19 protein-coding genes are annotated in these 23,794 nt (G+C 42.9%); 4 read left to right on the top strand and 15 right to left on the bottom strand.

Translation table 11 applies throughout. The features are described from left to right. The first annotated feature begins 92 nt into the window (after positions 1-92). Positions 93-3,215: an ATP-binding protein gene (locus tag FX988_RS02345; protein ID WP_160178161.1), complete on the top strand. Its 3,123-nt coding sequence runs from the start codon at positions 93-95 to the stop codon at positions 3,213-3,215. 49 nt (positions 3,216-3,264) lie between these two features. Here FX988_RS02345 and FX988_RS02340 read toward each other — a convergent pair whose 3' ends face one another. The 3 genes from FX988_RS02340 to FX988_RS02330 are packed head-to-tail and all read right to left on the bottom strand — an operon-like array spanning position 3,265 to position 4,522. Further along, positions 3,265-3,567: an ArsR/SmtB family transcription factor gene (locus tag FX988_RS02340; protein WP_160178160.1), complete on the bottom strand. Its 303-nt coding sequence runs from the start codon at positions 3,565-3,567 to the stop codon at positions 3,265-3,267. After that, positions 3,567-4,070, bottom strand: coding sequence for a YeeE/YedE family protein (locus tag FX988_RS02335; RefSeq protein WP_254700701.1), 504 nt, complete (start codon positions 4,068-4,070; stop codon positions 3,567-3,569). The genes FX988_RS02340 and FX988_RS02335 overlap by 1 nt, the downstream gene beginning before the upstream one ends. Next, the gene (locus tag FX988_RS02330; RefSeq protein ID WP_160178159.1) at positions 4,067-4,522 is read right to left on the bottom strand and encodes a YeeE/YedE family protein; all 456 of its coding nucleotides are present in this window, start codon (positions 4,520-4,522) and stop codon (positions 4,067-4,069) included. The genes FX988_RS02335 and FX988_RS02330 overlap by 4 nt, the downstream gene beginning before the upstream one ends. Positions 4,523-4,782: 260 nt before the next feature. Here FX988_RS02330 and FX988_RS02325 point away from each other — a divergent pair, with 260 nt between their 5' ends. After that, complete coding sequence (locus FX988_RS02325; RefSeq protein WP_254700700.1) at positions 4,783-6,057, top strand: APC family permease; 1,275 nt, start codon at positions 4,783-4,785, stop codon at positions 6,055-6,057. Between the two features lie 892 nt (positions 6,058-6,949). Here FX988_RS02325 and FX988_RS02320 read toward each other — a convergent pair. After that, positions 6,950-7,756, bottom strand: coding sequence for a TlpA family protein disulfide reductase (locus FX988_RS02320; RefSeq protein ID WP_160178158.1), 807 nt, complete (start codon positions 7,754-7,756; stop codon positions 6,950-6,952). Between the two features lie 486 nt (positions 7,757-8,242). Next, positions 8,243-9,712: a decarboxylating NADP(+)-dependent phosphogluconate dehydrogenase gene (gene gnd, locus FX988_RS02315; RefSeq protein ID WP_160178157.1), complete on the bottom strand. Its 1,470-nt coding sequence runs from the start codon at positions 9,710-9,712 to the stop codon at positions 8,243-8,245. Positions 9,713-10,140: 428 nt separating this feature from the next. Between gnd and FX988_RS02310 the strand changes: the two genes are divergently transcribed. Next, positions 10,141-11,382 carry a tyrosine-type recombinase/integrase gene (locus FX988_RS02310; RefSeq protein WP_160178156.1) on the top strand — a complete coding sequence of 414 codons (1,242 nt, stop codon included), beginning with the start codon at positions 10,141-10,143 and terminating at the stop codon, positions 11,380-11,382. Between the two features lie 49 nt (positions 11,383-11,431). On the opposite strand, the gene FX988_RS02305 is transcribed toward FX988_RS02310, so the two are convergent. Both FX988_RS02305 and FX988_RS02300 read right to left on the bottom strand, forming a co-directional pair. Then, a complete protein-coding gene (locus FX988_RS02305) occupies positions 11,432-13,882 on the bottom strand; it encodes a membrane-bound PQQ-dependent dehydrogenase, glucose/quinate/shikimate family (protein WP_160178155.1) in 2,451 nt (816 codons plus the stop codon). 273 nt (positions 13,883-14,155) lie between these two features. Next, positions 14,156-15,958, bottom strand: coding sequence for an alpha-amylase family glycosyl hydrolase (locus FX988_RS02300; RefSeq protein WP_160182068.1), 1,803 nt, complete (start codon positions 15,956-15,958; stop codon positions 14,156-14,158). A 419-nt stretch (positions 15,959-16,377) separates the two neighbouring features. Between FX988_RS02300 and FX988_RS02295 the strand changes: the two genes are divergently transcribed. Beyond that, a complete protein-coding gene (locus FX988_RS02295; protein ID WP_160178154.1) occupies positions 16,378-16,890 on the top strand; it encodes a hypothetical protein in 513 nt (170 codons plus the stop codon). A gap of 60 nt (positions 16,891-16,950) precedes the next feature. On the opposite strand, the gene FX988_RS02290 is transcribed toward FX988_RS02295, so the two are convergent. The 8 genes from FX988_RS02290 to fabG all read right to left on the bottom strand — a co-directional run bounded on the left by FX988_RS02290 (position 16,951) and on the right by fabG (position 23,792). Beyond that, on the bottom strand, positions 16,951-17,721 hold the full coding sequence (locus tag FX988_RS02290) for a TatD family hydrolase (protein ID WP_160178153.1): 771 nt from the start codon (positions 17,719-17,721) through the stop codon (positions 16,951-16,953). Positions 17,722-17,774: 53 nt separating this feature from the next. Continuing rightward, positions 17,775-18,689: a DNA polymerase III subunit delta' gene (gene holB / locus FX988_RS02285; RefSeq protein WP_160178152.1), complete on the bottom strand. Its 915-nt coding sequence runs from the start codon at positions 18,687-18,689 to the stop codon at positions 17,775-17,777. 1 nt (position 18,690) lies between these two features. After that, entirely contained in the window at positions 18,691-19,320 is a 630-nt protein-coding gene (tmk, locus tag FX988_RS02280) for a dTMP kinase (protein WP_160178151.1), read from the bottom strand. Positions 19,321-19,377: 57 nt separating this feature from the next. Continuing rightward, positions 19,378-20,316 carry an endolytic transglycosylase MltG gene (gene mltG, locus FX988_RS02275; protein ID WP_254700779.1) on the bottom strand — a complete coding sequence of 313 codons (939 nt, stop codon included), beginning with the start codon at positions 20,314-20,316 and terminating at the stop codon, positions 19,378-19,380. Positions 20,317-20,400: 84 nt separating this feature from the next. Beyond that, entirely contained in the window at positions 20,401-21,216 is an 816-nt protein-coding gene (gene pabC, locus FX988_RS02270) for an aminodeoxychorismate lyase (protein WP_160178150.1), read from the bottom strand. Positions 21,217-21,314: 98 nt separating this feature from the next. After that, the gene (gene fabF / locus FX988_RS02265; RefSeq protein ID WP_160178149.1) at positions 21,315-22,553 is read right to left on the bottom strand and encodes a beta-ketoacyl-ACP synthase II; all 1,239 of its coding nucleotides are present in this window, start codon (positions 22,551-22,553) and stop codon (positions 21,315-21,317) included. 78 nt (positions 22,554-22,631) lie between these two features. Then, the gene (acpP, locus tag FX988_RS02260) at positions 22,632-22,871 is read right to left on the bottom strand and encodes an acyl carrier protein (protein WP_006993870.1); all 240 of its coding nucleotides are present in this window, start codon (positions 22,869-22,871) and stop codon (positions 22,632-22,634) included. 183 nt (positions 22,872-23,054) lie between these two features. After that, positions 23,055-23,792 (bottom strand): 3-oxoacyl-ACP reductase FabG, encoded by a 738-nt coding sequence (fabG, locus tag FX988_RS02255; RefSeq protein WP_160178148.1) that lies wholly within the window; start codon positions 23,790-23,792, stop codon positions 23,055-23,057. Between the last annotated feature and the right edge of the window lie 2 nt (positions 23,793-23,794).

The following is a 23,794-nucleotide window of genomic DNA, read 5'->3' as shown; positions in this document are numbered from 1 at the left end:
GCGTTATTAGACTAAAGTATATACGCTATAAGTGTAATGTTATTCGGTATACAAGCCGTTGATTTATATTAGGAATAAAAAAGGACCTCTTGATGGCGCAAGCTAGCTCTTCTATTCGTACCGGGTTCAAATTTCATAAACATGCTTTGTTAATTAGCCTAGTTTCTATTTTGCTCCTTTTTGCAGTAGCCGTTGCCGTTTTCGAATCGCAATTAAGTCAATCAGTTACGAGTGAAGTAAGAAGCACATTATCTACCGCCGGGGATCAAATTAACCTGCAGGTTCAAGAAAAAATTGATAATTATCGCCATGATTTGCGCTTTCTTCATGCCACACCACCCGTTAGAGGTCTGCCTCGCGCGTTAATAAACAACGGTATTGATCCTTTCGATAGCGCGACAACCCAGCAATGGAAAACACGCCTAGAGTCGACCTTTGCCGCATTTTTGCAAAGTAACAGTGAGTATGATCAGCTAAGGATAATCAGTGCAGACGAACGTGCGATGGAACTCGTTAGAGTAGATCGCGTAGATGGTAAAATTGAAGTTGTTCCACCTGAACATTTACAGAGCAAACGCAACAGTGAATATGCGCAAAAAAGCGCAAAGCTTGCTCCTGGCGAAATGTATATGTCGAGAATTACATTAAATCGAGAATTTGGAAAATTAGACTTTCCTTATCGGCCTATGCTGCGCTTATCGCTACCGATTTTTGATGATAACGGCGGTCGTTTTGGCTTTTTAATTGTCAACATTAATGCCCGTAAGCTATTGGATTTAATAAAAAATGTACCTGAAGCACCAAGTTATTTAATTATGACCGACAGTGATGGCTATTTCTTAGTGACGCCCAAGCATGACCACCAATACAGTCGTGACTTAGCACCTAAATATAAATGGGACACGGTTTTTAAACACTATGGTAACTTAGGTGATCACTTTACTCAGGTAAGTTTTAGCGAAGATGATAGCGAAAATTACTATGTATTGAGCCGTAAAATTTTAGTCACTGGAGATGTAGAAACCGGCTTTTTATTTGCCAAACTAATGGCACCTGAATCCTATGTCCACACAATTGAAATGCAGCGACGCACCACCGTTTACGCATTTTTGGGGTCGATAACAGCAATCATGCTGATCGTACTCAGCTTTTTTAATCGCAGTGCGAGAAAAAGCCAACAACTCGCGGACGCTAGAGCACAATCAGAGGCCATAGTAAGTGCCTCGCAAGATGCCATCATCAGTGTGACTGTTACGGGTGAGGTTATCAGTTGGAACTATGCGGCCGAGTCGTTGCTTGAGCTCAGTGCTCAATCTGTTATGGGAAATTCCCTTATTGAACTCAATGTATTTGACGACGTAGAACTAGGGGATATTTTCGATAAGCTGTCAAACAAAGATACACAGTTAACAGCCGAAACCCAAATTGACAGCAAAGAGGGTAGCCAGCGGTATCTATCCCTATCTTTTTCATCTATTTCTAATGATGTTGGTGAAGTGAAAGGCATTGCTATCATCGCACGCAATGTAACGAATGAGCGTATAGCCGATGATAAAATCAAACAAGCTAATGCCGAGTTAGAAGAAAAGGTTGCGCTGCGAACCATAGAGCTACAAAAAGCAAGTCGAGTTAAAAGCGCCTTTATTTCAAATATTAGCCATGAAATGCGCACCCCGTTAAACGGTATTATTGGCACTTTAAACTTAGTCAAGCGCGAACCTCTAACTGAAAGTCAACAACGTTATATTGAAATGACTGAGGTCAGTGTCAACACGTTGTCCACGCTAGTGAATGATGTTTTAGATTTATCTAAAATTGAAGCAGGTAAACTCGATTTAGATTTCAAGTCATTTAACCCCATTAATTTGATTGAAAGCCTGTGTGGCAGTATGGCAGTCAAAGCCCAGGAAAAGGGGTTAGAATTCGTCATCGATGTATCGCGTTTAGATTGTGTTTCTATGGTTAGTGATCCCCATAGGTTCTCTCAAATCATGACGAATTTAGTCAACAATGCGATTAAATTTACCGAGAAAGGCTATATAAAAGTTTCTGCTTACACCGAACAAACCGACACCGGAAACGTCATATTGAATTGTGCGATTGAAGACTCTGGCACCGGTATCGCAACAGAAAACCAACACAAATTGTTTAGTGCATTCTCACAAGAAGACAGTAGCATTGCTTCTAAACATGGGGGAACGGGTTTAGGGCTGTCTATATGTCGACAGCTGGTCACGCTTTTAAATGGCGATGTGCATTTTGAATCTGAGAAAAATAAAGGAAGTACATTTTACTTCTCTATTAGTTCCGATCTAAAACAATGTAAAATTGCGGCTCCAGAGCAACAACTAGTCAACACGTCTAGTGTGGTATTGATCGAGCAAGATGAGCTCTATCAAAGTACCTGTCGTATGATAGAAACCTTAGGGGGAAACATCATCGACCGTAATGATTTCACCCATGCCTTTGCTCAAACAGCAGTAGATACTTCTTTTTTACCCGATTATTTTGTAGTCGATCAACAGCACCCGTTTTTGCTGAAACTTGATAACGCATGGACGAAAACGATCAATATTAACAATGGTGCATCTAAAGTCGTGTTACTCAAGCGAGATGGAGAGCCCACAGCTTGGCTTGAGAATATCAAGCCTACTGTATTAACTAAGCCAATATTGCGCTCAGAATTCATTCAAAAAATGGCGCTGTTGAATCCAGACGAAGCAGCGTTAGCTGAGAAAGACGCAGAACGGTCAAATGTACAGCCTCACTTCGACACGGCTCACCCAGATATACAAAAGATTAAAGGTGCCAGATTACTCATCGTCGATGACAATGAAATCAATATTGAAGTGGCAAAGGGAATTCTAGCAGGCTTACCCATAACGCTGCTTCAGGCAACCAACGGCAAAGAAGCTTTGCAACAACTTATTTTAGCGCAGCGCAGAGGTGAAGCGGTTCATTGTGTATTGATGGACTGTCAAATGCCGATCATGAACGGTTATGAAACCAGCCAGAGAATCAGAAAAGGTGAGGCAGGGGAGTCTTATACAAATATGCCTATTATCGCCATGACTGCTAATGCAATGCTAGGAGAACGGAATAAATGCCTAAGTGCAGGCATGAGCGATTATCTGACTAAGCCCGTCAACGAAGTAACAATGAAAGAAAAAGTCACTAAGTGGACGTTATCTGTTTATCATGCGGGTCAAGGCTAGTGTTCTTGGCAGCCTACGTTTAACGCTAGAATGTGTGTATTTGAGTCAATTAATCCTGCGAAGTGCAATATAATGCATACAGAGTATCAATAATCGCTTTTACTTCTCTACTGGCCAAGGAGTAATAAATGGTTTGTGCCTCTCGCCTTGTAATCACAAGGTTTTCTCGACGCAAACCCGCCAAATGTTGAGACAAACTTGACTGAGGAATAGTCACTTGCTCGTTTAATTCTGATACCGACATTTCCCCTCTACTCAATAAACACAATAGCAACAGCCTATGTTGATTGGCCATTGCTTTTAATAGAGTGGCTGCCTCTTGGGCGTTCTCACGCATCTCTTCAAGGTTCATTAAATCGATTTTCCTGAGCACATAATGCTGCTGTTAACTTTTGAAGCGACAAGCATACCAACGACCATCGAAAGTATAAAAATAAATATAAAGAAGTTACCTTTGCTTATATTGGCGATCGCAGGGCCTGGGCAAATACCCGTTACTCCCCATCCAATGCCAAACGTAACGGCACCAATCACTAAGAAGCGGTCGACCTTTACTTTGCTTGGTAAATGGAATTCACTGCCTAGTAAAGGCTTACGTTTTCGAGGTATCAGTAACCAATACAATGGCATGTAAACAATGATGGCACCAAGCATAACGAACACTAAGGCTGGATCCCAAGCACCCAAAATATCCAAAAAGCCAATTACGCGGGCAGGATCAACCATAGTCGAAACGGTTAAGCCGACACTCAATAGTATTCCCGTAAACAAAGCCATAAAATTCAGTTTAGTATTGTTAGCCTCAACGGTTGGCGGGGCAACTACCTGTTTTTTATCACTAATCTCACCCATCATATACCTCCAAGACCGTGTTTAATAAGCGCGACAGTCGCGAACCCACTTAGCATAAATAAGCAGGTAGCCAAAATAGAGCGAAAAGACAAGCGACTGATGCCACAGATACCGTGGCCACTAGTGCAACCAGAGCCTAATTGTGTACCAAATCCCACTAGAATACCGCCGAGCAACATAACCAAGATATTCTCTAAAATTGTATCAGATGCATTAAAAGCCCCCACAATAGAATCAGGTAATGTAAAGCCAAACGGCTGAGCTACAATAGGACCCATTATGAGGCCCGCAATGAAATACCAGCGCCAATGATTCGCTGCGCCTGAAGTTGACAAAGCTGTAAAGGTAATACCAGAAATCCCAGCGATACGGCCATTAAATAACAGCAGTAAAAATGCGCTTAAGCCAATTAAGCAGCCTCCAATAAATGCCTGAATAAACGTTTCAATGGACATTTTTTCTCCCAATCAATATCGTATATATCAAATATACGATATATTGGGTATGCCTGCAATTGATTCATTTTAGTTCTGAGCAGGTAGGCTTATTGTAACAATTGAATTTCGTTGATTGAGTATGAGTATGGTGCTTACCTGCATAGTAGCGGACGTCGTATTAACGCTATTAAGTCAGATTGCTATGCTTTATAGTTTTGCTAAGTGTTTGATTTTTCAAAAACTGCATCAATTTTATCACTGCACTTAGGAGACTCCGTTTGAAGAGCGTCACTTCAAAGTATCGACGAGACATGGGAATGCTTGGCGTTCTCTTTATTGTGATTAACGGCTTGATTGGAGCAGGTATATTTGGTCTGCCCGAAGCCCTCCATGCAGCCGTTGGCACTTTTGCCCCTTGGCTGCTATTGATAGGGGGTCTTCTTGTTATGGCCATTGTTGTATGCTTCGCACAACTGACGAAGCTAACCGATCGCTCGGGCGGACCTCAGCGCTACGTTGGTGACGCGTTTGGTCACTATCCGGGTTTTGTCATCGGTTGGACGTTCTTTGCCGCTAGGCTGATAAGTCAAGGCGCCAACGTTCTGGTGTTAGTTGCCTATGCTGCAGCGCTATGGCCACTTGTTGGCGAAGGGCCAGCAAAAATCGCATTGATCGTCACCATACTTGGAGGACTCACCATTATCAACGTTGTCGGCATAAAGTGGGTAGTCGCTGTACTAGGCGCCATGACGCTGTTTAAAATTTTGCCTTTATTAATTCTGATATTCGTGGGGGTTAGCGCAGCGTCAAGCCCAGCGAATCTAGTGCTACCACAATTCAGCGCTGTTGAAGGCATAGCCCTGGCGGCGCTTTACGCATTTGTCGGCTTTGAAAATGCAACAATACCCGCAGGTGAAACTAAAGAACCTCAGCGCGCTATGCCACGGGCTCTGATGATAGGGTTAGCCGCTGTCACGCTAATGTATTTCGGGTTGCAATGGGCATACAGTTATAGTGTCATTGCGGGTACCGGCACGGATGCGCCGCTCACCGCATTAGCCAGAGAATATGCGGGCGATATCGGTGCTTCGCTTATTGCTGCAACCATTGTCATGAGCGTACTTGCCAACCTAACTGCTGGGCATACCTCAGCCAGCCGAATGCCGCCAGCGCTGGCCGATGACGGGTTATTACCAGATTGGTTTGCCAAGGTCTCACGCTGGGGTACGCCCGCCAACTCAATTATCTTTTTTGGGGTAGGGGCTGTACTATTTTCGTTATGGGACAATTTCTTAGTACTCGCTGCCATCAGCACACTGGCACGATTGCTAGCGTATATATTATCGATTATTGCACTGCCCATATTGCGCAAACGAGCAAATTTACCTGCTGTTAACCTGACAATTCTTATTGCAGCTCCGATAGCACTTTCACTAAGCCTTTGGTTAGCGACACAAACCAATATTCATCAATGGCAGACACTCGGTGGCTTTTTGTTGGCTGGAACGATGCTATTTTTTATCGCTCGAAGACGCAGCCGTCCCTTAATTTGAAGCCCTTGAGCATGTTGTTTATACGAACGATGAGATCCTTAAATATGGAAATCGTTAGCAATCTTTACCTTAATTTGGTTAAGCAAACACGAGTGCTAGTATCGAACACATTACTGTGCTGATAAGTGGCGAAGCAATGATGAGATTCTTTTATTGTTGAGTTACAGCAACACGTATTTAAACAGTGGATAAACGTACCTAAAACGGTATTTAAAATAAGTTGATAGGCGCATTCCAGTGAAATCTAAATCGTGCAAAACGAACAGACGCGGCTAAGTGAATCAAACAAATGCAATGCAGAACATTAAGCTTATGTGTGCAGCCTGCGAAACAAAATTTTCGCTACGTACATTTTCATTACGAACCAGAAGCATATTTATTAGCTCGGTATCCAGCATATATATACGAGTAAGCGCGAAAGCGTAAACTCAAGGAGCAAACTTAGTGGCAACACACATTAACCAAATCAGCGCAAATAAGTTAAAATATGCGATCGGATAACACCACATTTATCCCACCTATCTAATAATACCAATATTCGTATAATGTATATTATGTTAAATTAGCTATATTATAAGATTAATACCTCTCTTTACCTTTATGGGATATCAAATCCCTTAAGTGTACTACTTAGCTTATCCATTAAGGTTATCACTGAGATGGACAGCATAAATGTTTTAAATATCGAGCTAGCATGAAAGAACAACCGACTCGCTTACGTTGTAACCATACAAAGGTTTCCCTTATATGAGTTACTCTGCAATAAATATATCTTAAGTGTGTCGCGTGCTTTCATCATTTAAACACCAACCTGTACCCAAATCTCTCGCTTCAAAGAGCCTGTAGAAAAACAAGAAGCGCTGCCTATAAACTTTCTAGGTTTATGTCATGTTTAGTCAGTCGTTAGCTTTTCCAACTCCGCTTGTAAACTAGCTGCAGACACTTCACCAAAGTGGCTTGATACCATGTTGCCACTTCTATCGTAAAATAATGTCATTGGTAAACCATGAGCGCCCATCATAGTCGCAACATCACCTTTGGTGTCGAGCAAAACATAATTAAACTGTAAATTAATACCCGTTAAAAACTCAGATACTACGTTCGCTGGCTCCCGTTGATTTAACATAATGAATTTGACTTGGGGAAACCGCTTTTCTGCAGCAGCCAATACTGGCATTTCTCTTCTGCAAGGCCCGCACCACGAAGCCCAAAGATTAACAACTGTGATATTTTGGTTCGCAACATGGTGTAAGTTAACCGTGCTACCTTGTGGTGTATTGAATGCTAAATTAGGTAAAGCTGATTGTTCATTACCGGCATTAATCACCATTTGTATACTGGTAAATAATAAGATAGTCGTCGCTGTGCCCGTTAACAGTATTTTTCGCTGCAATGGATAACGATGCAAATGAAACAGCAGTATAAATAGCCCAGCTAGAAAGCTAGAGAATGTGTCAAAACCTCGATCGCGTATATCCAATATTTGCCATAAGGAGTCGTAGCTATCAAAAAATTTAATAACAAATACCAACCTGCCTACGACCAAGCTATAAATAACAATGCTGACTAATGAATCTCCTACGGAGATGCTTTGTTTTTTGCCCAAAATGGCGACAACTATCAACCCGATAATTAAACTAAAAAGCAAAATAATGGGTGAAACTGGAAGCGCAAAAGAACCCAAAGTGATTGATGACAAAACATGGCCTTATATTGATTTCATAAGAAGTCTACTAGTGAATATACAAAAATAAATCACTGGTTTGATCTCAATATTCAACCCAGTTTAACTAGTAAATAACGAATAACGTTGCTGAAAATCTAATCATATCACTAATAATGACGTTATCACTACGTGGCACTTTCGATTAATCGTATCACTTTTTATCACACCCATATAATTAGCGTTATACGGGTATAAGGGCGTAAAATCCGTAAGGTAAATAAATTTAATTGCTCAGAACCATTGAAAATTATCGCGTTATTTTTGGTATTTGGTATATAGGCAAGTTAAGCAATTAGGATGGTAGCCAAGCATATGTGTAATGCTTGATTGCTCACAACGAAGAGAGGCAAAGACTTATAAATTATGATCTTGTAAAGCTGATACTGGCGGGCAGTACATAAAGTTAAGGGCAGCTTAATCCCCCGCCCTTAACTCGTCTTTTATTGGTGAATATGTAAATTATACGTCGTACGTTGTTGAAGCTGTGTCACCGCCGCGACCAGTCCAATTGGTGTGAAAGAACTCACCTCTTGGTTTATCAGTGCGTTCGTACGTGTGAGCTCCAAAATAGTCACGCTGAGCTTGCAATAAGTTTGCTGGCAAACGCTCCGTTCTAAATCCATCGAAGTAAGTTAGCGCTGAACTCAAACATGGTATAGCGATTCCGTTCATTACGGCGGTACCCACTACGTTTCGCCATCCTGCCTGAGCCGATTCAACGGTGTCTTTGAAATACGGAGTTAGCAATAAATTTTCAAGTTTGGGGTTCGTATCGTAAGCCTCTTTGATTTTACCCAAAAATGCAGAACGAATAATACAGCCACCACGCCACATAAGTGCGATGCCACCATAGTTTAACTCCCAGCCAAATTCTTTCGCTGCTTCTTGCATTAACATATACCCTTGCGCATAAGATACAATTTTAGCGGCAAGCACGGCTTGGCGAAGATTTTCGATAAAAGCTTCTTTATCGCCGGTAAAGTTAACTTCAGGGCCAGTCACCACTTTCGATGCTTCAACACGCTGTTCTTTTTTAGCAGAAATACAACGAGCAAATACTGAATCAGCAATCAATGTAAGTGGTACGCCTAAATCTAACGCTGTAACACCTGTCCACTTACCTGTGCCCTTCTGACCTGCAGTATCTAAGATTTTTTCAACGAGTGGTTCACCGTCTTCATCTTTGAAGGCAAAAATATCTTTGGTAATATCAATCAGATAGCTGTCAAGCTCAGTGGTATTCCAGTGAGCAAATACTTTTTGGATTTCATCAGAGTCTAAGCCAAGCACAACTTTCATTAGCTGATACGCTTCGCAAATTAATTGCATGTCACCGTATTCAATACCGTTATGCACCATTTTCACGAAATGGCCTGCACCAGCATCACCAACCCAATCACAACAAGGCACTACCTCGTTACCGTTCTCATCGGCTACTTTTGCTGAAATCGCTTGGAAAATATCTTTTACGATAGGCCATGCTTTCTTAGAACCGCCGGGCATTATTGATGGGCCTTTCAATGCCCCCTCTTCCCCGCCTGAGACGCCCGTACCAATATATAGTAAGCCTTTGCTTTCTAAGTATTGCGTTCTGCAATTAGAATCAGGGAAGTGTGTATTGCCACCATCAATAATGATGTCACCTTCTTCTAAGTACGGGATAAGTTGTTCGATAAAATCGTCAACCGCTTGGCCGGCTTTTACCATCAACATGACTTTGCGAGGAGTGGCTAATGATTCAACTAGGGCTTGAACACTGTCAGCACCGCGAATATTTTTACCTTTTGCACGCCCTTCAATGAACTTTTCGACTTTAGAGTAACTTCTGTTGTAGGCGGTTACTGTGAAGCCTTTTGATTCCATATTAAGGATCAAATTCTCACCCATAACGGCTAAACCGACTAAACCGATGTCCGACTTACTTTTCATTTCACATTCCTTAATAACGTGTAGAGTAAAAATAACCCATGCCAAAATTACAAATTATAACGGCACGGCTATTGAATAATATTGTCATTGAATCAATGGCTTTGAAGCACTTGCCTGACTAATGGGGGCAAAAGGTGGTATCTCAAGAGCTGCTTCAACAATCGCGGCCGATCCCCCTGATATATCTTAATTGAGCATGCCTAATAAAACTCTGCGCTTAATCGCACATTGCTGCCACTCATTTATTCGTACAGAGTATGCCATTTTTCAGCGTTAACAGGCTAGCTACAGCCGCTAAAAATTAATGTTTAAACAAAAGTTGAAAAATAACTAATGTCGTTTTGATAAATTAAAATCGTAAAGCCTTTATAACTGTTTATTTATACAGTTATAATGTCATTCTATTTTATTTAAAGATCTGACTAGACATGACCGTAATATTTGCGCCCTTATTTCCCCATGCTGAACAATTAGATATTGGCGTTACTTATATCAATCAGTACGTAATGGAGCTAGATAGCTCAATTAACGATGCTGCATACAGTTATGAATTAGCCATTGAGTATCTGAGTGAAAATAAGTTTAATGCCAATAACTTTAAGTCTATACGCAGTGAATTAAATCTCTTATTTAATTGGGCATGGGTGGTGAAGCACATTTCAATCTCAGATATCGATCGTGTGCAGTTACGTAAGTTCATCGATTTTTGTAATCAACCACCTAGTGAACTTATCACTCAGGCGTCATATCCATTTTTTATACAAAACAAGCAAGACGGTACGTTAGAGCCTAACCCTAAGTGGCGGCCCTTCGTTATGCGCCGTGAGGGCCGATATGTACGTAAAACATCTACCCTTAAAGCCCAGCTATCTTTATTGAGTGGTTTTTTTCTATTTTTGAGCGATATGGAGTATGTAGATAAAAACCCAGCAGCAGTGTTGTTGCGCAGACTGAATGTTAATAACACCCACGTAGTTGAATCATCAGACGGTGAAAAAGCCTTAAGTGATGGTCAGTGGAAACGTGTATGGCAACACGTTAATCACCTAGCAAACACCCAACCTGAGAAGCACCAGCGGACTAGGTTGCTCTTCGCTCTATTGTATTTATTGTACCCAAGAGTATCGGAGATTGCGGCGCGCCCAGGTTACACGCCCATGATGAGTAGTTTCACACGCCACAGAAGTGGCCATTGGGTATTTAAAATACCTAGAAGTAAAGGTGGTAAAAGCCGCCTGATCCCTTGCCCTGATGAATTAATGCAGTGTTTAAGGGCTTATCGTCAATATTTGGGCTTAACTGATTACCCTGCTCCACATGAACAAGTACCGTTATTTGTGCGTCATAGAGCGGGTACGCACGGGCGCGAAACGGGTATTTTGAACGCGCAATTAGGGATCGAAGCGATTAGAGATATAGTGCGCTTGGTATTTGATGAGGTCGCTGATTCGCAGAATAGCACTGTTCAAGAAGCTCACGAATTAAATGAGCTTAGGGAGTTCAGTGTGCATTCGCTGCGCCATACAGGCATAACTACGTCAATTGCAGCGGGTACGCCTTTACAAGTGGTGATGAAAAACGCAGGCCATGCTGATTTATCCACCCTTTCTGTTTATATTTCAACAGATATACAACAACAAGCCGAGGCGACTGTCCCCCGCGCACTATAGCCTTAAGTAAGCCCACAAAATGCGTGGGCTTACCTATGATGCTTAAACGTTAGTCATCCAATGCATAGGCAATAACGTAATCTCCTGGGGGCGTTTCCATAAAGTGATGGCCGGCAGCAACAATAACTAAGTAGCTTTTTCCGTTTTGTCGATACATCATCGGATTCGCTTGCCCCCCAGCGGGTAACACGTCTTGCCAAACCGTTTCCCCTGTATTGATATCTATCGCGCGAATAAGATTATCAGTTGCTGCTGCGATGAAAATTAAGCCGCTTTTGGTCACTAGGCTACCACCATTATTTGGTGTCCCTATTGTCAGCGGTAAACCAGACGCAATGCCGAAGGGGCCATTGTTTCGCGCAGTACCGAGGGGGCGATCCCACAAAGTGCTACCGTCCTCTAAATTTATTGCGCGTATTCCACCATAAGGAGGTTGTTTGCATAACAAACCGGTAAATGGCAAGCGCCAGCCAGCATTAACATCTACCGCATAAGGTGTGCCTTGTTGGGGATCGCCTGCACCCTCGGGGCCACCATCGTCATGCTCTAATTCGTCTCGCGGTTTCCAACCTCGTTCGTTAGCTTCTTCCCGGCTGACGAGCCGGTTATAGTTTGGCATATCATTGTAATTGGCAATTAGTACACCTCTTGATGGGTCGATTGCGACGCTTCCCCAATCTGACCCACCATTGTATCCAGGGTATTGAATCCAATGTTGCTCAGTTGTAGGGGGAGTATAAATTCCTTGGTAGCTGGCTTCTTGAAACTGTATACGGCAAGCGAGTTGATCAAACATAGTCACCCCCCACATGTCTCTGGCCGTAAGATCAGGTTTCCTAAGTGTGTGAAATGTAGAGAAGGGTTGAGTACTAGAACGTTTCTCAGGCCCAACGCCCCCAACAGGTACGTTACGTTCTTCTACACCGGTCAGTACTTCGCCCGTTTTACGGTTTAAGATGTAAATATCTCCCTGCTTGCTTGGCAGCACTAATGCGGGCACTACACCATCTTCAGTTGGGTAGTCAATTAGACTGACTTGAGAGCCCAAGTCGTAATCCCATACGTCTTTGTGCACAGTTTGAAAAGTCCAAGCCGGTTTGCCTGTGTTAACATCCATGGCAACGAGCGAGGTTGAGTATTGAAGCTCTTCTTCAGTACGTGAGCTACTCCAATAATCTGCTGAAGAATTTCCCATTGGTAGATAAGCGAAGCCTAAATCATTATCCCCCGTGGCTGTGGTCCACATGTTTGGTGTGCCGCGTGTATAGGTTTCCCCTTCTGGAGGCAATCTATTAATATTTGGTTTCACCATATCCCACGCCCATAGCAGCTCACCGGTTTGTGCATCAAACCCCTTAATAACGCCTGAGGGGGCATAACGCTTCTGACCATCAAGTACTTGATGGCCCGTAATTATCACCCCTTGAACAATCACTGGAACCCCCGTGATCGCCACAAATCCACTGGGGGTTTTCCCCATGTGCTTTTTAATATCGACTTCACCTTGATTACCAAAACTGCGGCATGGCTTACCTGTCTTAGCATCAACTTCGATGATTCTTCCATCTAATGTGCCGCTTACGATCCGCTCATTACATACCAGCGCCTTCATTGATGCACCTAGCGCAGTGGTCTGTGCTTGGTTGGTATCTTGAAATTGAATATCATTGTTGCTCGGCACTTTATAGTAAGTGACACCTCTACACGCTGCGGTGTAAGGAATGTCTTCGTCTGCGACTTTAGGATCGTAGCGCCATATTTCTTCACCGCTTTGGGCATCTAAAGCGATCAACTGATTTCTCGCCGTACATAAATAAAGTTTGTTTCCAATTTTAATCGGGGTGGTCTCAGCTCCATAACGCTTGGGAGGAATATCTTTTGTTCTGTACTGCCATACACGCTTTAAAGATACGACATTTTCGGGTGTAATATCAGTCACTGGCGAGTATCGGCTGGCATTGTTATCTCGCCCATATACTGGCCAATCATTCTGATTAATATCACTGATGCCGTTTTTCGTACCGAGATTAATTAAACTGCTTCCCGCTTCGGCCACAGTCCCGTTATGTGTCCAATTCATTGGCACGAATGCCATGCTAAATGCACCTACAAAGATAACCAAGAAAGCCCCAGCAAGTGAGAAGCTAGCGCGTTTTGATATGCCAAAGCTTGGTAGTAACAGGGCTAATATAAAACCCAGTACTACAGGTATGCCCATGCGTGGTACCCATCGCCAATAATCTAACCCTGACTCCCAAATAGTCCAGCCGAGGGTTCCCAGAAACATAAGCGTAAATACCCATAGTCCTAGACGTTGTTTAAAGTATAGTAATACGCTCGTTAGTAATAAACTCGCGCCAGCGATAGCATAATAGTAAGATCCGCTCTCTAAAATTAACCACAGACCTCCTATCGCTAAATATAACCCGATAAAAAAGTTTACCACGGCGAAGATCCGTAACGGTAAGTTAGCAATGCGTCGGTTTGAAGAAGAAGGCATTTACCATTTCCTTTTTGAAGTTGGAAAGAAGAAAGTGAAATTAGGTTGATGAGAACCTAAATTAACCTTACGCCAGAACAGTCCTTTTTTACGCTCTTAGACATAATCAAATCAAGGCGATGCAAAGCACGCACCATATCCAATTCAAGGAAACTTAGGGGAAAGTGCAAAAAATGCCCCGCCTAAAATGAAATCATTTCACGGCGGGTGTAACAATTACTTGGCCTAACGACCTAATAACTCACTATTACTCCAATGTCTAAATCCGTGTTGTTAGTGGCCCAATTGAAAAATTAAAACCTGATAGTTTTCGAGATTGAGTACTAGGTTTGGATTTTTTTCGTTATGACCATTCTCAAAACCCGAAAAAGTGTGCGGGTCGTGGTAACCACCATACCAATTAAAAACACAATGCCATTGGCCACTGTTTAAAGCTGGGACCTGATAGTTTTCATGCGTTTGGTTTTTGAAATTGATGAGCACCATAACCTCGTCACTCGTGTCGCTAGATGAATCATCACGAATGTTTTTACCCCGGGTGTAGGCCAATACGCCATTTTCCTGATCAAAGTGACTCACTTTAATGTCTTGGCTTTGTAAACTGGGACACTGTTTACGTAAAGAGATAAGTGTTTGGTATGCTTGATGTAATTGCGGAAACTTCTGTTTTCGCTTCCAGTCTATTGGGTCTTTGTCATTGAACCACAGATCTTCAAGCAACTCTTGACCTTGGAACAACATGGGAATGCCTGGTGCTGTTAGCGTGAGCGCAGCAGCAATGACAGAGCGTTGACGCGCAAAATAGTCTTTATCCACGTTACCGGGAGCAATTTCTTCTGCTAATCTAGCACTGCCATTTGCCACCTCATCGTGTGATTCGACATAAATTACACGGCAAAAAGCGTTGTCGGAGTAAAGTCGCATAAGGGCTTTTTCAACGATGGCGATATCTCTGCTGTCGTCCTCTGGCTGGGTTAATACGTCTCGTATCGGATGAACAAAGTCCGCATCCCACTGTGCAGTGTAACCTAGGCCACCTTCCTCTGTGCTATTGGTTACGAAGTCGTTTCCATGAAGATCTTCGGCGACAATGATTTTTTCAGGGTGACGGCGCTGAACTTCACTATTGATCCAGCGAATTAATTCATAGGCCTCGTCGATGCTATCATCAGGGTTCTCTGAGCCTGATACCGAACGCATATATGGGATCATATCCATACGCAGGCCATCTAGCCTATATTCGTCTAACCACATCATCGCATTGTCGAATATATACTGACGCACCTCCGAGCGACCATAGTCAGGTCTTGTATCGCCCCAAGGTGTGTCACTTCGCCAATCATTATAAAAATAAATTCCCCCTTTATCGTTTTCAGACCAACCATCGAATTGCCAAAGGTGAAGGTCGCTCGGTCCAAAATGGTTGTAAACGACATCTAGCACAACCGCGATCCCTCTAGCATGGGCTTCGCGAACCAGATCTTTTAGGCCATTAGGGCCACCATAGGCTTCTTCTACTGCAAATGGGTAAGCAGGGTTGTAGCCCCAACTAAAGTCGCCAGCAAATTCATTAACGGGCATCACCTCAATACAATTGATGCCTAGCTCAATAAGATAATCGAGTTTTTCGATAGCACTTTGAAACGTGCCTGGTTTACTTGCCACGCCATTGTCGTCTCTATCTTTACAATGAAATGTGCCGATATGCAGCTCGTAAATAACCAGTGACTTTTTGTCGGGCATCGAAAAAGAGTCTTGTGGCCACTCATAATCATCATCGTAAACAATTGAAGCGCCAACACTGTTGGTAAGCAAGCGGGCTCTTGGATCATTTCGCTTTAATACATCACCAGATTCGCTGGTAATGCTAAATTGATATTGTTGGCTATTGGCTAGACTGGGCACGTGTCCGGCCCAAATCCCCCCCTCCTTTTGAGACAGAGCAACGCCTTCGTCACTCCAATCGTCAAATTCCCCGGTTATCGAAACGTTAACGGCATTGGGTGCCCAAACAGTTACGGCATGCCCTTTGTCTAACTTGCTTATTCCCAAAGGAAGGTGATTATCGTTTGGCATAGGAGCGCTCTCTTTAGTTGAAATATAGAGCATTTCACTAAGCGCAAAGTGCGCCAACATGGCGGCTACTAAGAAATAATAGGCATTCTACAGTGCTATACGGCGAAACGTGCGTTGCAAGATTAGTAGCCAATACCGTGTTCTACTCCTGGTATTATCTTTTACCTTGATTTCCTAGCACGGGGTAATAGGTAATATTTGCAAACCAAGGGTAAATTTGTCGGCGGTTTGCGTGCTTACAAGCAAGCCTGCATTTATCTGATGCCCCTCTGTACGCAGTGCTGCGCACAGACCAAACCAACAGTTTCAAGTCCTTTTCGCCTTACATTTTTTCTAGGAATGAGTTTTGCACCTTCTATCAAGTCTAGGTATATCCAGTTTTGCTAAGCAGCAACTGGACGTTACAAAAAGGAAATATTATGAGTAATGAAATCAGAGGAAAAGTGAGTGCTACATATGCAGATGAAGCCAGTGCAAAGAAAGGGGCTGCGGCTGTGTTAAATAAAGCTGCATTACAACCCGATGAAGTCACGATTATCGGCCCTCACGACTCTCAGTTCGATCAGAAGCTAGAAAACAAGGATAAGAAGGTTGGGTTTTTTATGCTCAAAGCGCATATGGCATTTGCTCTCATTGGCGTTGTACTGGGGGCGTTTTTTGCCGTGCTGCTGGCGTTCTATGGACCTAGTTATACACAAAACAGTCCAATCATGACCGTCATTGCGCTTTCCATTTTAGGTTTTTTTATTGGTTTAATGCTTGCTGGCTTCATTTCACTCAGACCAGATCAAGATGGTGTAGTGAATCAGACTCGTGACGCCACTCACAACGGCAAGTGGGTCGTAGTCGTGAATAGCCCTTCCCATGAAAAAACTGAGCAGATTTACGACATACTTGGTAAAAGTGCGCTATCGGTATCGAGTAGCTTATAGCATTTAATGCAGCCACCAAGTTAATGACTAGCTTGATGGCTCTTTTAATTATGTTAACTGTTACGCTTTCGCTATGTTGAACAAGCGATAGAAATTTTCTGTGGTGACCCGAGCTAACTCTTCAACGGATATGCCTTTTAGTTGAGCGATAAACTCCCCTACCTCTCGCACATAACCTGGTTGATTTTGTTTACCGCGATAAGGTACCGGTGCGAGCCACGGCGAGTCAGTTTCTATTAGTAAATTTTCTAACGGTATTTTTCTTACTACGTCTTGCAGCGCCTGCGCACTTTTAAATGTCACAATGCCAGAAATCGAAATGTAAAAGCCTAATTCAATTGCAGCTTGCGCCATGTCCCAATCTTCAGTAAAGCAATGTAATACACCTGTGGTATGTTCCGCTTTATGCTCCTTCAACAACGAAATCGTGTCTTGGCGAGCGTCCCTGGTATGAATAATTAAGGGCTTGTTTAGCACGTTGGCTACCTTTATATGGTCAACGAAAGACGTCAGTTGAACGTCTTTAGTGTCTGCGCTGTAAAAGTAGTCCAAACCAGTTTCACCAATTGCGACTATGTTATCCGAGCTGGCCATACTAAGAAGCTCGTCATAGGTACACGCTTCATCTTGATGAAGGGGATGCACGCCACACGAGGCAGAAACATTTTTAAACGGCTTAATAGATTGCATCATCGCTGGAAAGTCATTAACCGATACACACACGCACAAGAAATGCTCTACTCCTCGTTGCTGGGCAAAATGTATTACTTCAGCTAGCTGTTCTGGGCTCTTATCTAATCTGTCTAAATGACAATGTGAATCTACAAACAAAAAATATTCCTACTTTAATCATTAAGTTTCATTTATATGCGACGTTTACACTACTAACGCTGTGCTATCGATTGCAATACATTCACCAACACTAGGGATTTATTGACACCAGGGTTGCGCAATTGTTCATTTGCGCTGATACAACCTTTTTGCATTTCCCATAGGGCGTCGATGTTATGCGGGCCAGTTTTTAGTTGCTCTACTAACCAAACTTGCAACCATTGAACAATTGTTATTGCGTCGTCCTGCCACTTTGTCGCTAATACAGCGGCGTTGAGTGTACCAAGGCTTAGATAACCAATATTTTCGACAACTTCATTGTAACCGACTTTAGGCGGACTTTTTAAATGCTCTTTCAATTCTAAGGGCGAAGTACCATATAAACGTAACATTACGTCATCAACATTGGAATAACCTTGCGCTGACAACCAATCGATACAGCCTTGTCGTGTTGGGCTTGGCAAAGCCACTTTTTCGCAACGACTCAATATCGTTGGCAGTAAACGTTCGCTTTGATGACTTAAGAGCAATAAAAAGGTGTTGTTGGTTGGCTCTTCAAGCGTTTTAAGCAAAGCGTTGGCACTAGACTCTGTCATGGTATGGGCGTCATGGATGATTAATATCTTTGCACCTGAAAGCTGCGCCGAACCAGATAGTTTTTTAATCGCCTCACGAATAGCATCAACGCCAATTTGCTTCTCAGAGCGAATTTCGTAAAGATCAGGGTGGTTTCCAGCAGCTATTAACAGGCATGACTGACAATGACCGCAAGGTGCTAAATGACGCTTTGCTGCGACGGTATGTGCGCTAACGCCTTTATTCACACACAAGAGAAACTGCCCTAATTGCTCAGCAAATTCTGTTTTGCCTATACCTTTAGCACCTTTTAATAACAGTGCATGATGTAACGATTGCTTCATAGCACGCTGGGATAACTGCTGCAAAGAGGCCTGTAACCATGAATACACGTCACACCGCCAAAAACTGTTGTATGGCGAATTGAATATCCTGATGAACACTTTCTATTGGTTGCATAGTATTGATGACAACGCAATTATCATCTTGCTTAGCCAAACTGAGATAGCGAGCGCGAGTACGTTCAAAAAATGAGATGTCCAGCTGTTCTATACGATCTAATTCACCGCGGCCTCGCGCGCGCTGCAACCCCACACTCGGTTCAACATCTAAATAGAAAGTAAAATGAGGCACAAACCCTTTTAAGGTAATATCACGCAGAGGTTGAATTAACGCTTGTGGTATTTCACGCCCTCCGCCCTGATAGGCTTGAGATGACATATCGTGGCGATCTCCTAATACCCAATCACCTGCTGCCAACGCGGGGTGAATAACATTATGCAGTAACTGAGCGCGAGCTGCATACATGAGCAACAACTCGGCCTCGGTAGTTACAGTTTCATTTTGCCAATCCTTTTTTACACATTCACGAATGGCTTCAGCCATGGCGGTTCCACCTGGCTCTCTGGTGCAAATTAAACTATGCCCAGCTTGCTCTATGCAGGATTTCACGATACTCACAGCAGTGCTTTTTCCTGCGCCTTCTAACCCTTCAATGACTATAAATTTACCTGTGTGTATCAAATTTGATTTCCTTTACACTCGACAGAGCGTGTTTATAAAAATAAGCCGTTAAACGTATTAACGCTTTAACTGATATTGGCGCACCGCTTGATTATGTTCTTGCAGCGTTTGGGAAAAATGATGGCTACCATCCCCTTTAGATACAAAATACAGCTCATCAGTGGCCAGCGGATTTAGTGCTGCATGTAGCGCAAGCTTGCTTGGCATTGCTATTGGCGTGGGAGTTAAGCCTTTTATCACATAGGTATTATAAGGCGTTGCCTGCCGTAAATCTTTACGTCTTATATCACCGTCGAAGTCTTTGATACCATAAATAACGGTGGGATCGGTTTGTAGTCGCATGTTAAGCCGAAGTCGATTTACAAAAACTCCGGCAATTCGGCTGCGCTCTTGGGCTTTAGCCGTCTCTTTTTCTATTATAGAGGCCATAATCAGGGCTTCATAAGGAGAGGCATAAGGTAAATTTTGATAGCGATTTTGCCACTGTACATCAAGCTCTTTGCGCATCTCGTTATAAGCCCATTTAACGATGGTAAACGCATTGGTACCGGCAACGAAGTGGTAGGTGTCAGGCATCAGCCAGCCTTCTAACGACTGGCCCTCAATATCTTGCGTAAACGCCTTTATATTATCGTTGAAATCCTCGCCAACACGGATATAAGGGTGATGAATGATCTGCTGTTTCCAGTCTTGCCACCTCAGGCCCTCTACTAAGGTAAGAGCGAATTGTTTTTCCTTACCACTGGCGATAAGTTGAAAAACGTCGATTCCGTTCATGCCAGGCTGCAACTCGTAAGTCCCTGCTTTAACTTTTGCCAATTCAGGCATGACTTTAAGCATGACTTTTAAACCAAGCGTATCGTTAACAAGCGATTTTTGCCGCAATTGTTTCAGTATACTATTAGAAAACTGACCTTTATTAATCGTGAGTAAAATCGGTTCATTTAGCGTCAGCGGCTTTTCAGCTTGCTGCTTCAAGTAATGTAAGCCTGTCATTACCGTAACAATCACCACGGTAATCAATAACGAGGACACTTTGATAATATTTATTCTCAAAACTTCGTTCCTTGTTTTCTAAACTTAATAGTCATCTATTCCCATTTGTAACTCACGCGTTCTGTCATGCAAATAATACGCGCGATGACCATCACTAAATTCAATAGCCGAGACGGGCACGATGCCCATCAAACTATTACACACAAACACCTCTGAGGCGGATTGAATGGCTTCTTGTGTTTCACGACATTGATGAATTGTAATCTGATTAGCAGAAAAATAATCAACAACATGGTTACGCATAACCCCCTCAACCCCACTAAAATGTAAAGAAGGGGTATACCAGACATTATCATGGTACCAAAAAATATTGCCCACAGAAGACTCAACAATCACTCCATCGGTATCCAGTACAATGCAATCTTGAAACGCGTCATTTGCCAATTCATGCTTTATCAACACTTGCTCTAGACGATTTAAATGTTTTATACCTGCTAGCAGAGGTTGCTTTGCTAAAGCGACACGACTTACATTAAGTTCAATGCCACTCGCCTGCCAATCATCATAATGGGAGGGATACGGATGTTCGCTGATAATATAAATTGGCTGGTTAGCGCCTTCTGGGCTATACCCTCTTCCCCCTGAACCTCTTGAAATCAAGACTTTCAAAACGCAGCTCGAACCCTGCTGGGCCATCGCAAATACATTGCTGGTTAAATCATCCCATGCTGTAAACTGTATAAACAATCGCTCACAGCTAGTTTTTAAACGTGTTAAGTGCGCCTGCCAATACTCAACTGTCCCGTCTTTGACGAGCATGGTAGTGAAACAGCCGTCTCCATATTGTGTTGCTCTATCGGCAATGTCGAGCTGAGTAGCGGGTGAACCATTAACGATCATGTATATATCTTCGTAGAAACGTAATCAATTGATGCAAAAAAGCCTGTAATAGCAATGATATTACAGGCTTAGCTTAGATACTATTAGCGTGTTCTGAATTACACTTTTTTGAATAACAATGACCCATTAGTACCGCCAAATCCAAATGAGTTACACAGCGCGTAATCCATTTTAATTGAACGAGCTTCATTTGCGACGAAATCGAGATCGCATCCTTCGCCAGGATTATCCAAATTAATTGTCGGCGGGGCAATTTGGTCTTTTAACGCTAAAATAGTGAAAATCGCTTCGACTGCACCAGCTGCGCCCAAAAGATGCCCTGTCATAGATTTTGTTGAGCTGACCAATACCTTTTTAGCGCTTTGTTCAAAGATAGTCTTCACCGCGGCAACTTCAGCAACATCGCCCGCTGGGGTAGATGTGCCGTGGGCATTAATGTAGCCTACCTGTTGGGCATTTACAGATGCATCATTCAATGCATTGTGCATCGCGGCAGCTGCGCCTTCACCATTTTCAGGTGGTGAAGTCATATGATAAGCGTCGCCACTCATACCGAAACCAACAAGTTCTGCATAGATTTTCGCACCACGCGCCTTAGCGGACTCGTACTCTTCAAGCATAACAACGCCCGCCCCTTCACCCATAACAAAACCATCACGGTCTTTGTCCCATGGGCGACTGGCGATTTGTGGATTATCATTACGCGTTGATAACGCTCTTGCTGCGGCAAAACCACCTAAGCCTAAAGGACAAATTGAAGCCTCAGCGCCACCGGCCAACATCGCATCAGCATCGCCATAAGCAATAGTCCGTGCCGCAATCCCCATATTATGTACTCCTGTGGTACAGGCAGTCACAATATTTAAATTAGGGCCTTTCAAACCTTCCATAATAGACAGGAAGCCTGAAATCATATTTGTGATGGTAGCAGGTACGAAAAACGGTGAAATGCGCTTAGGGCCAGAATTCACTAATTTAGTATGGTTTTCTTCGATTAAGCTTAAACCACCAATACCTGAACCAATGGCAACACCAACACGCGGCGCGTTCTTTTCGTTGATCACTAACCCCGAATCCGCTAATGCTTGTTTGCCAGCGGCAATACCAAATTGGATAAATTTATCCATTTTTTTGGTTTCTTTTTTTGCGATGTAGTCTTCAACGTTGAAGCCTTTCACTTCACCTGCGAAATTCGTCGTGTAATCAGATGCGTCAAACACCGTGATAGGACCTATGCCACTGTTGCCTTCGACGATATTCTGCCACGTGGATGCATAATCATTGCCCACAGGAGAGAGTACGCCAAGACCGGTTACTACAACCCGACGTTTAGCCACTTTGGCCTCCGAACGTAAAATATATATGGTGTGTTAGATAAGAGAAACGGCTCAGAAAGAGCCGTTTTTAAAAACTGTTTACGCGTCTTTGTGAGCGTTAACGTAGTCAATCGCAGATTGAACTGTAGTAATTTTTTCTGCTTCTTCGTCAGGAATTTCAGTATCGAATTCCTCTTCTAAAGCCATAACCAATTCAACTGTGTCTAGAGAATCCGCACCTAAATCATCAACAAACGAGGCTTCTGATTTCACTTCTTCTTCTTTAACACCAAGTTGTTCAATAATGATTTTTTTAACGCGTTCTTCGATGTCACTCATAATTCTAGTTTTCCCTTAAAAGTCGCTAGATATAAATTTCGAGTAGTGTATTCACCAACCCACCGCCTTGCAAGCAAGACATTGAAGTTTTTTACTGGTCGAACCACTAAAAACTATATAATAATCAACAAAAAAATAACAGGCAAGTAATGTTTTAATAACCTAGGTTATTAATTAAACACACTACCCCATATACATTCCACCATTTACATGCAGGGTTTCACCCGTTATGTAAGCAGCGCTATTACTAGCTAAAAAGCCAACCGCTGCAGCTACTTCTTGAACAGAGCCTAAGCGATTCGCTGGAATATCTTTAAAAATGGCTTCTCGTTGGTCGTCATTCAGTGCCTTAGTCATATCAGTATCGATAAAACCTGGAGCAACCACATTCACTGTGATCCCTCTTGAAGCAACTTCACGCGCCATCGACTTACTAAAGCCAATAACACCAGCTTTAGCCGCAGCATAATTTGCTTGGCCTGCATTACCTGCGCTACCAACCACGGAACCAATATTAATGATTCTACCACAACGTTTTTTCATCATGCCACGTAAAACTGCTTTTGACATATTAAACACTGACGTGAGGTTAGTGTTAATAATATCTTGCCACTCATCGTCTTTCATACGCATAAGCAAGTTATCACGGGTGATTCCGGCATTATTAACTAAGATATCAATCACGCCAAATTGCGCCGCGATATCAGACAACAAAGCAGTCATGGACTCTGGCTGTGATACGTTAAGCACCATGCCTTTACCATTGTCGGCCAAATATTCGCTAATGGCCGCAGCGCCGTTTTCTGACGTTGCTGTACCAATAACCGTCGCGCCATCAGCGACTAACTGTTGAGCAATGGCTTTACCAATTCCTCGGCTAGCGCCCGTAACTAGGGCTATTTTTCCGTCGAATCCAGACATAT

The organism is Paraglaciecola mesophila (genome assembly GCF_009906955.1).
GTDB lineage: Bacteria > Pseudomonadota > Gammaproteobacteria > Enterobacterales > Alteromonadaceae > Paraglaciecola > Paraglaciecola mesophila_A.
The sequence above is the reverse complement of the archived record's forward strand: the minus strand, read 5'-3'. Positions and strand labels throughout refer to the sequence as shown.

Bases quoted from the DNA above. Each gene is read 5' to 3' on its own strand.
- FX988_RS02345 (WP_160178161.1), top strand. From the start codon at position 93: ATGGCGCAAGCTAGCTCTTCTATTCGTACCGGGTTCAAATTTCATAAA.
- FX988_RS02340 (WP_160178160.1), bottom strand. From the start codon at position 3,567: ATGAACCTTGAAGAGATGCGTGAGAACGCCCAAGAGGCAGCCACTCTA.
- FX988_RS02335 (WP_254700701.1), bottom strand. From the start codon at position 4,070: ATGATGGGTGAGATTAGTGATAAAAAACAGGTAGTTGCCCCGCCAACC.
- FX988_RS02330 (WP_160178159.1), bottom strand. From the start codon at position 4,522: ATGTCCATTGAAACGTTTATTCAGGCATTTATTGGAGGCTGCTTAATT.
- gnd (WP_160178157.1), bottom strand. From the start codon at position 9,712: ATGAAAAGTAAGTCGGACATCGGTTTAGTCGGTTTAGCCGTTATGGGT.
- FX988_RS02310 (WP_160178156.1), top strand. From the start codon at position 10,141: ATGACCGTAATATTTGCGCCCTTATTTCCCCATGCTGAACAATTAGAT.
- FX988_RS02305 (WP_160178155.1), bottom strand. From the start codon at position 13,882: ATGCCTTCTTCTTCAAACCGACGCATTGCTAACTTACCGTTACGGATC.
- FX988_RS02300 (WP_160182068.1), bottom strand. From the start codon at position 15,958: ATGCCAAACGATAATCACCTTCCTTTGGGAATAAGCAAGTTAGACAAA.
- FX988_RS02295 (WP_160178154.1), top strand. From the start codon at position 16,378: ATGAGTAATGAAATCAGAGGAAAAGTGAGTGCTACATATGCAGATGAA.
- mltG (WP_254700779.1), bottom strand. From the start codon at position 20,316: ATGACAGGCTTACATTACTTGAAGCAGCAAGCTGAAAAGCCGCTGACG.
- pabC (WP_160178150.1), bottom strand. From the start codon at position 21,216: ATGATCGTTAATGGTTCACCCGCTACTCAGCTCGACATTGCCGATAGA.
- acpP (WP_006993870.1), bottom strand. From the start codon at position 22,871: ATGAGTGACATCGAAGAACGCGTTAAAAAAATCATTATTGAACAACTT.
- fabG (WP_160178148.1), bottom strand. From the start codon at position 23,792: ATGTCTGGATTCGACGGAAAAATAGCCCTAGTTACGGGCGCTAGCCGA.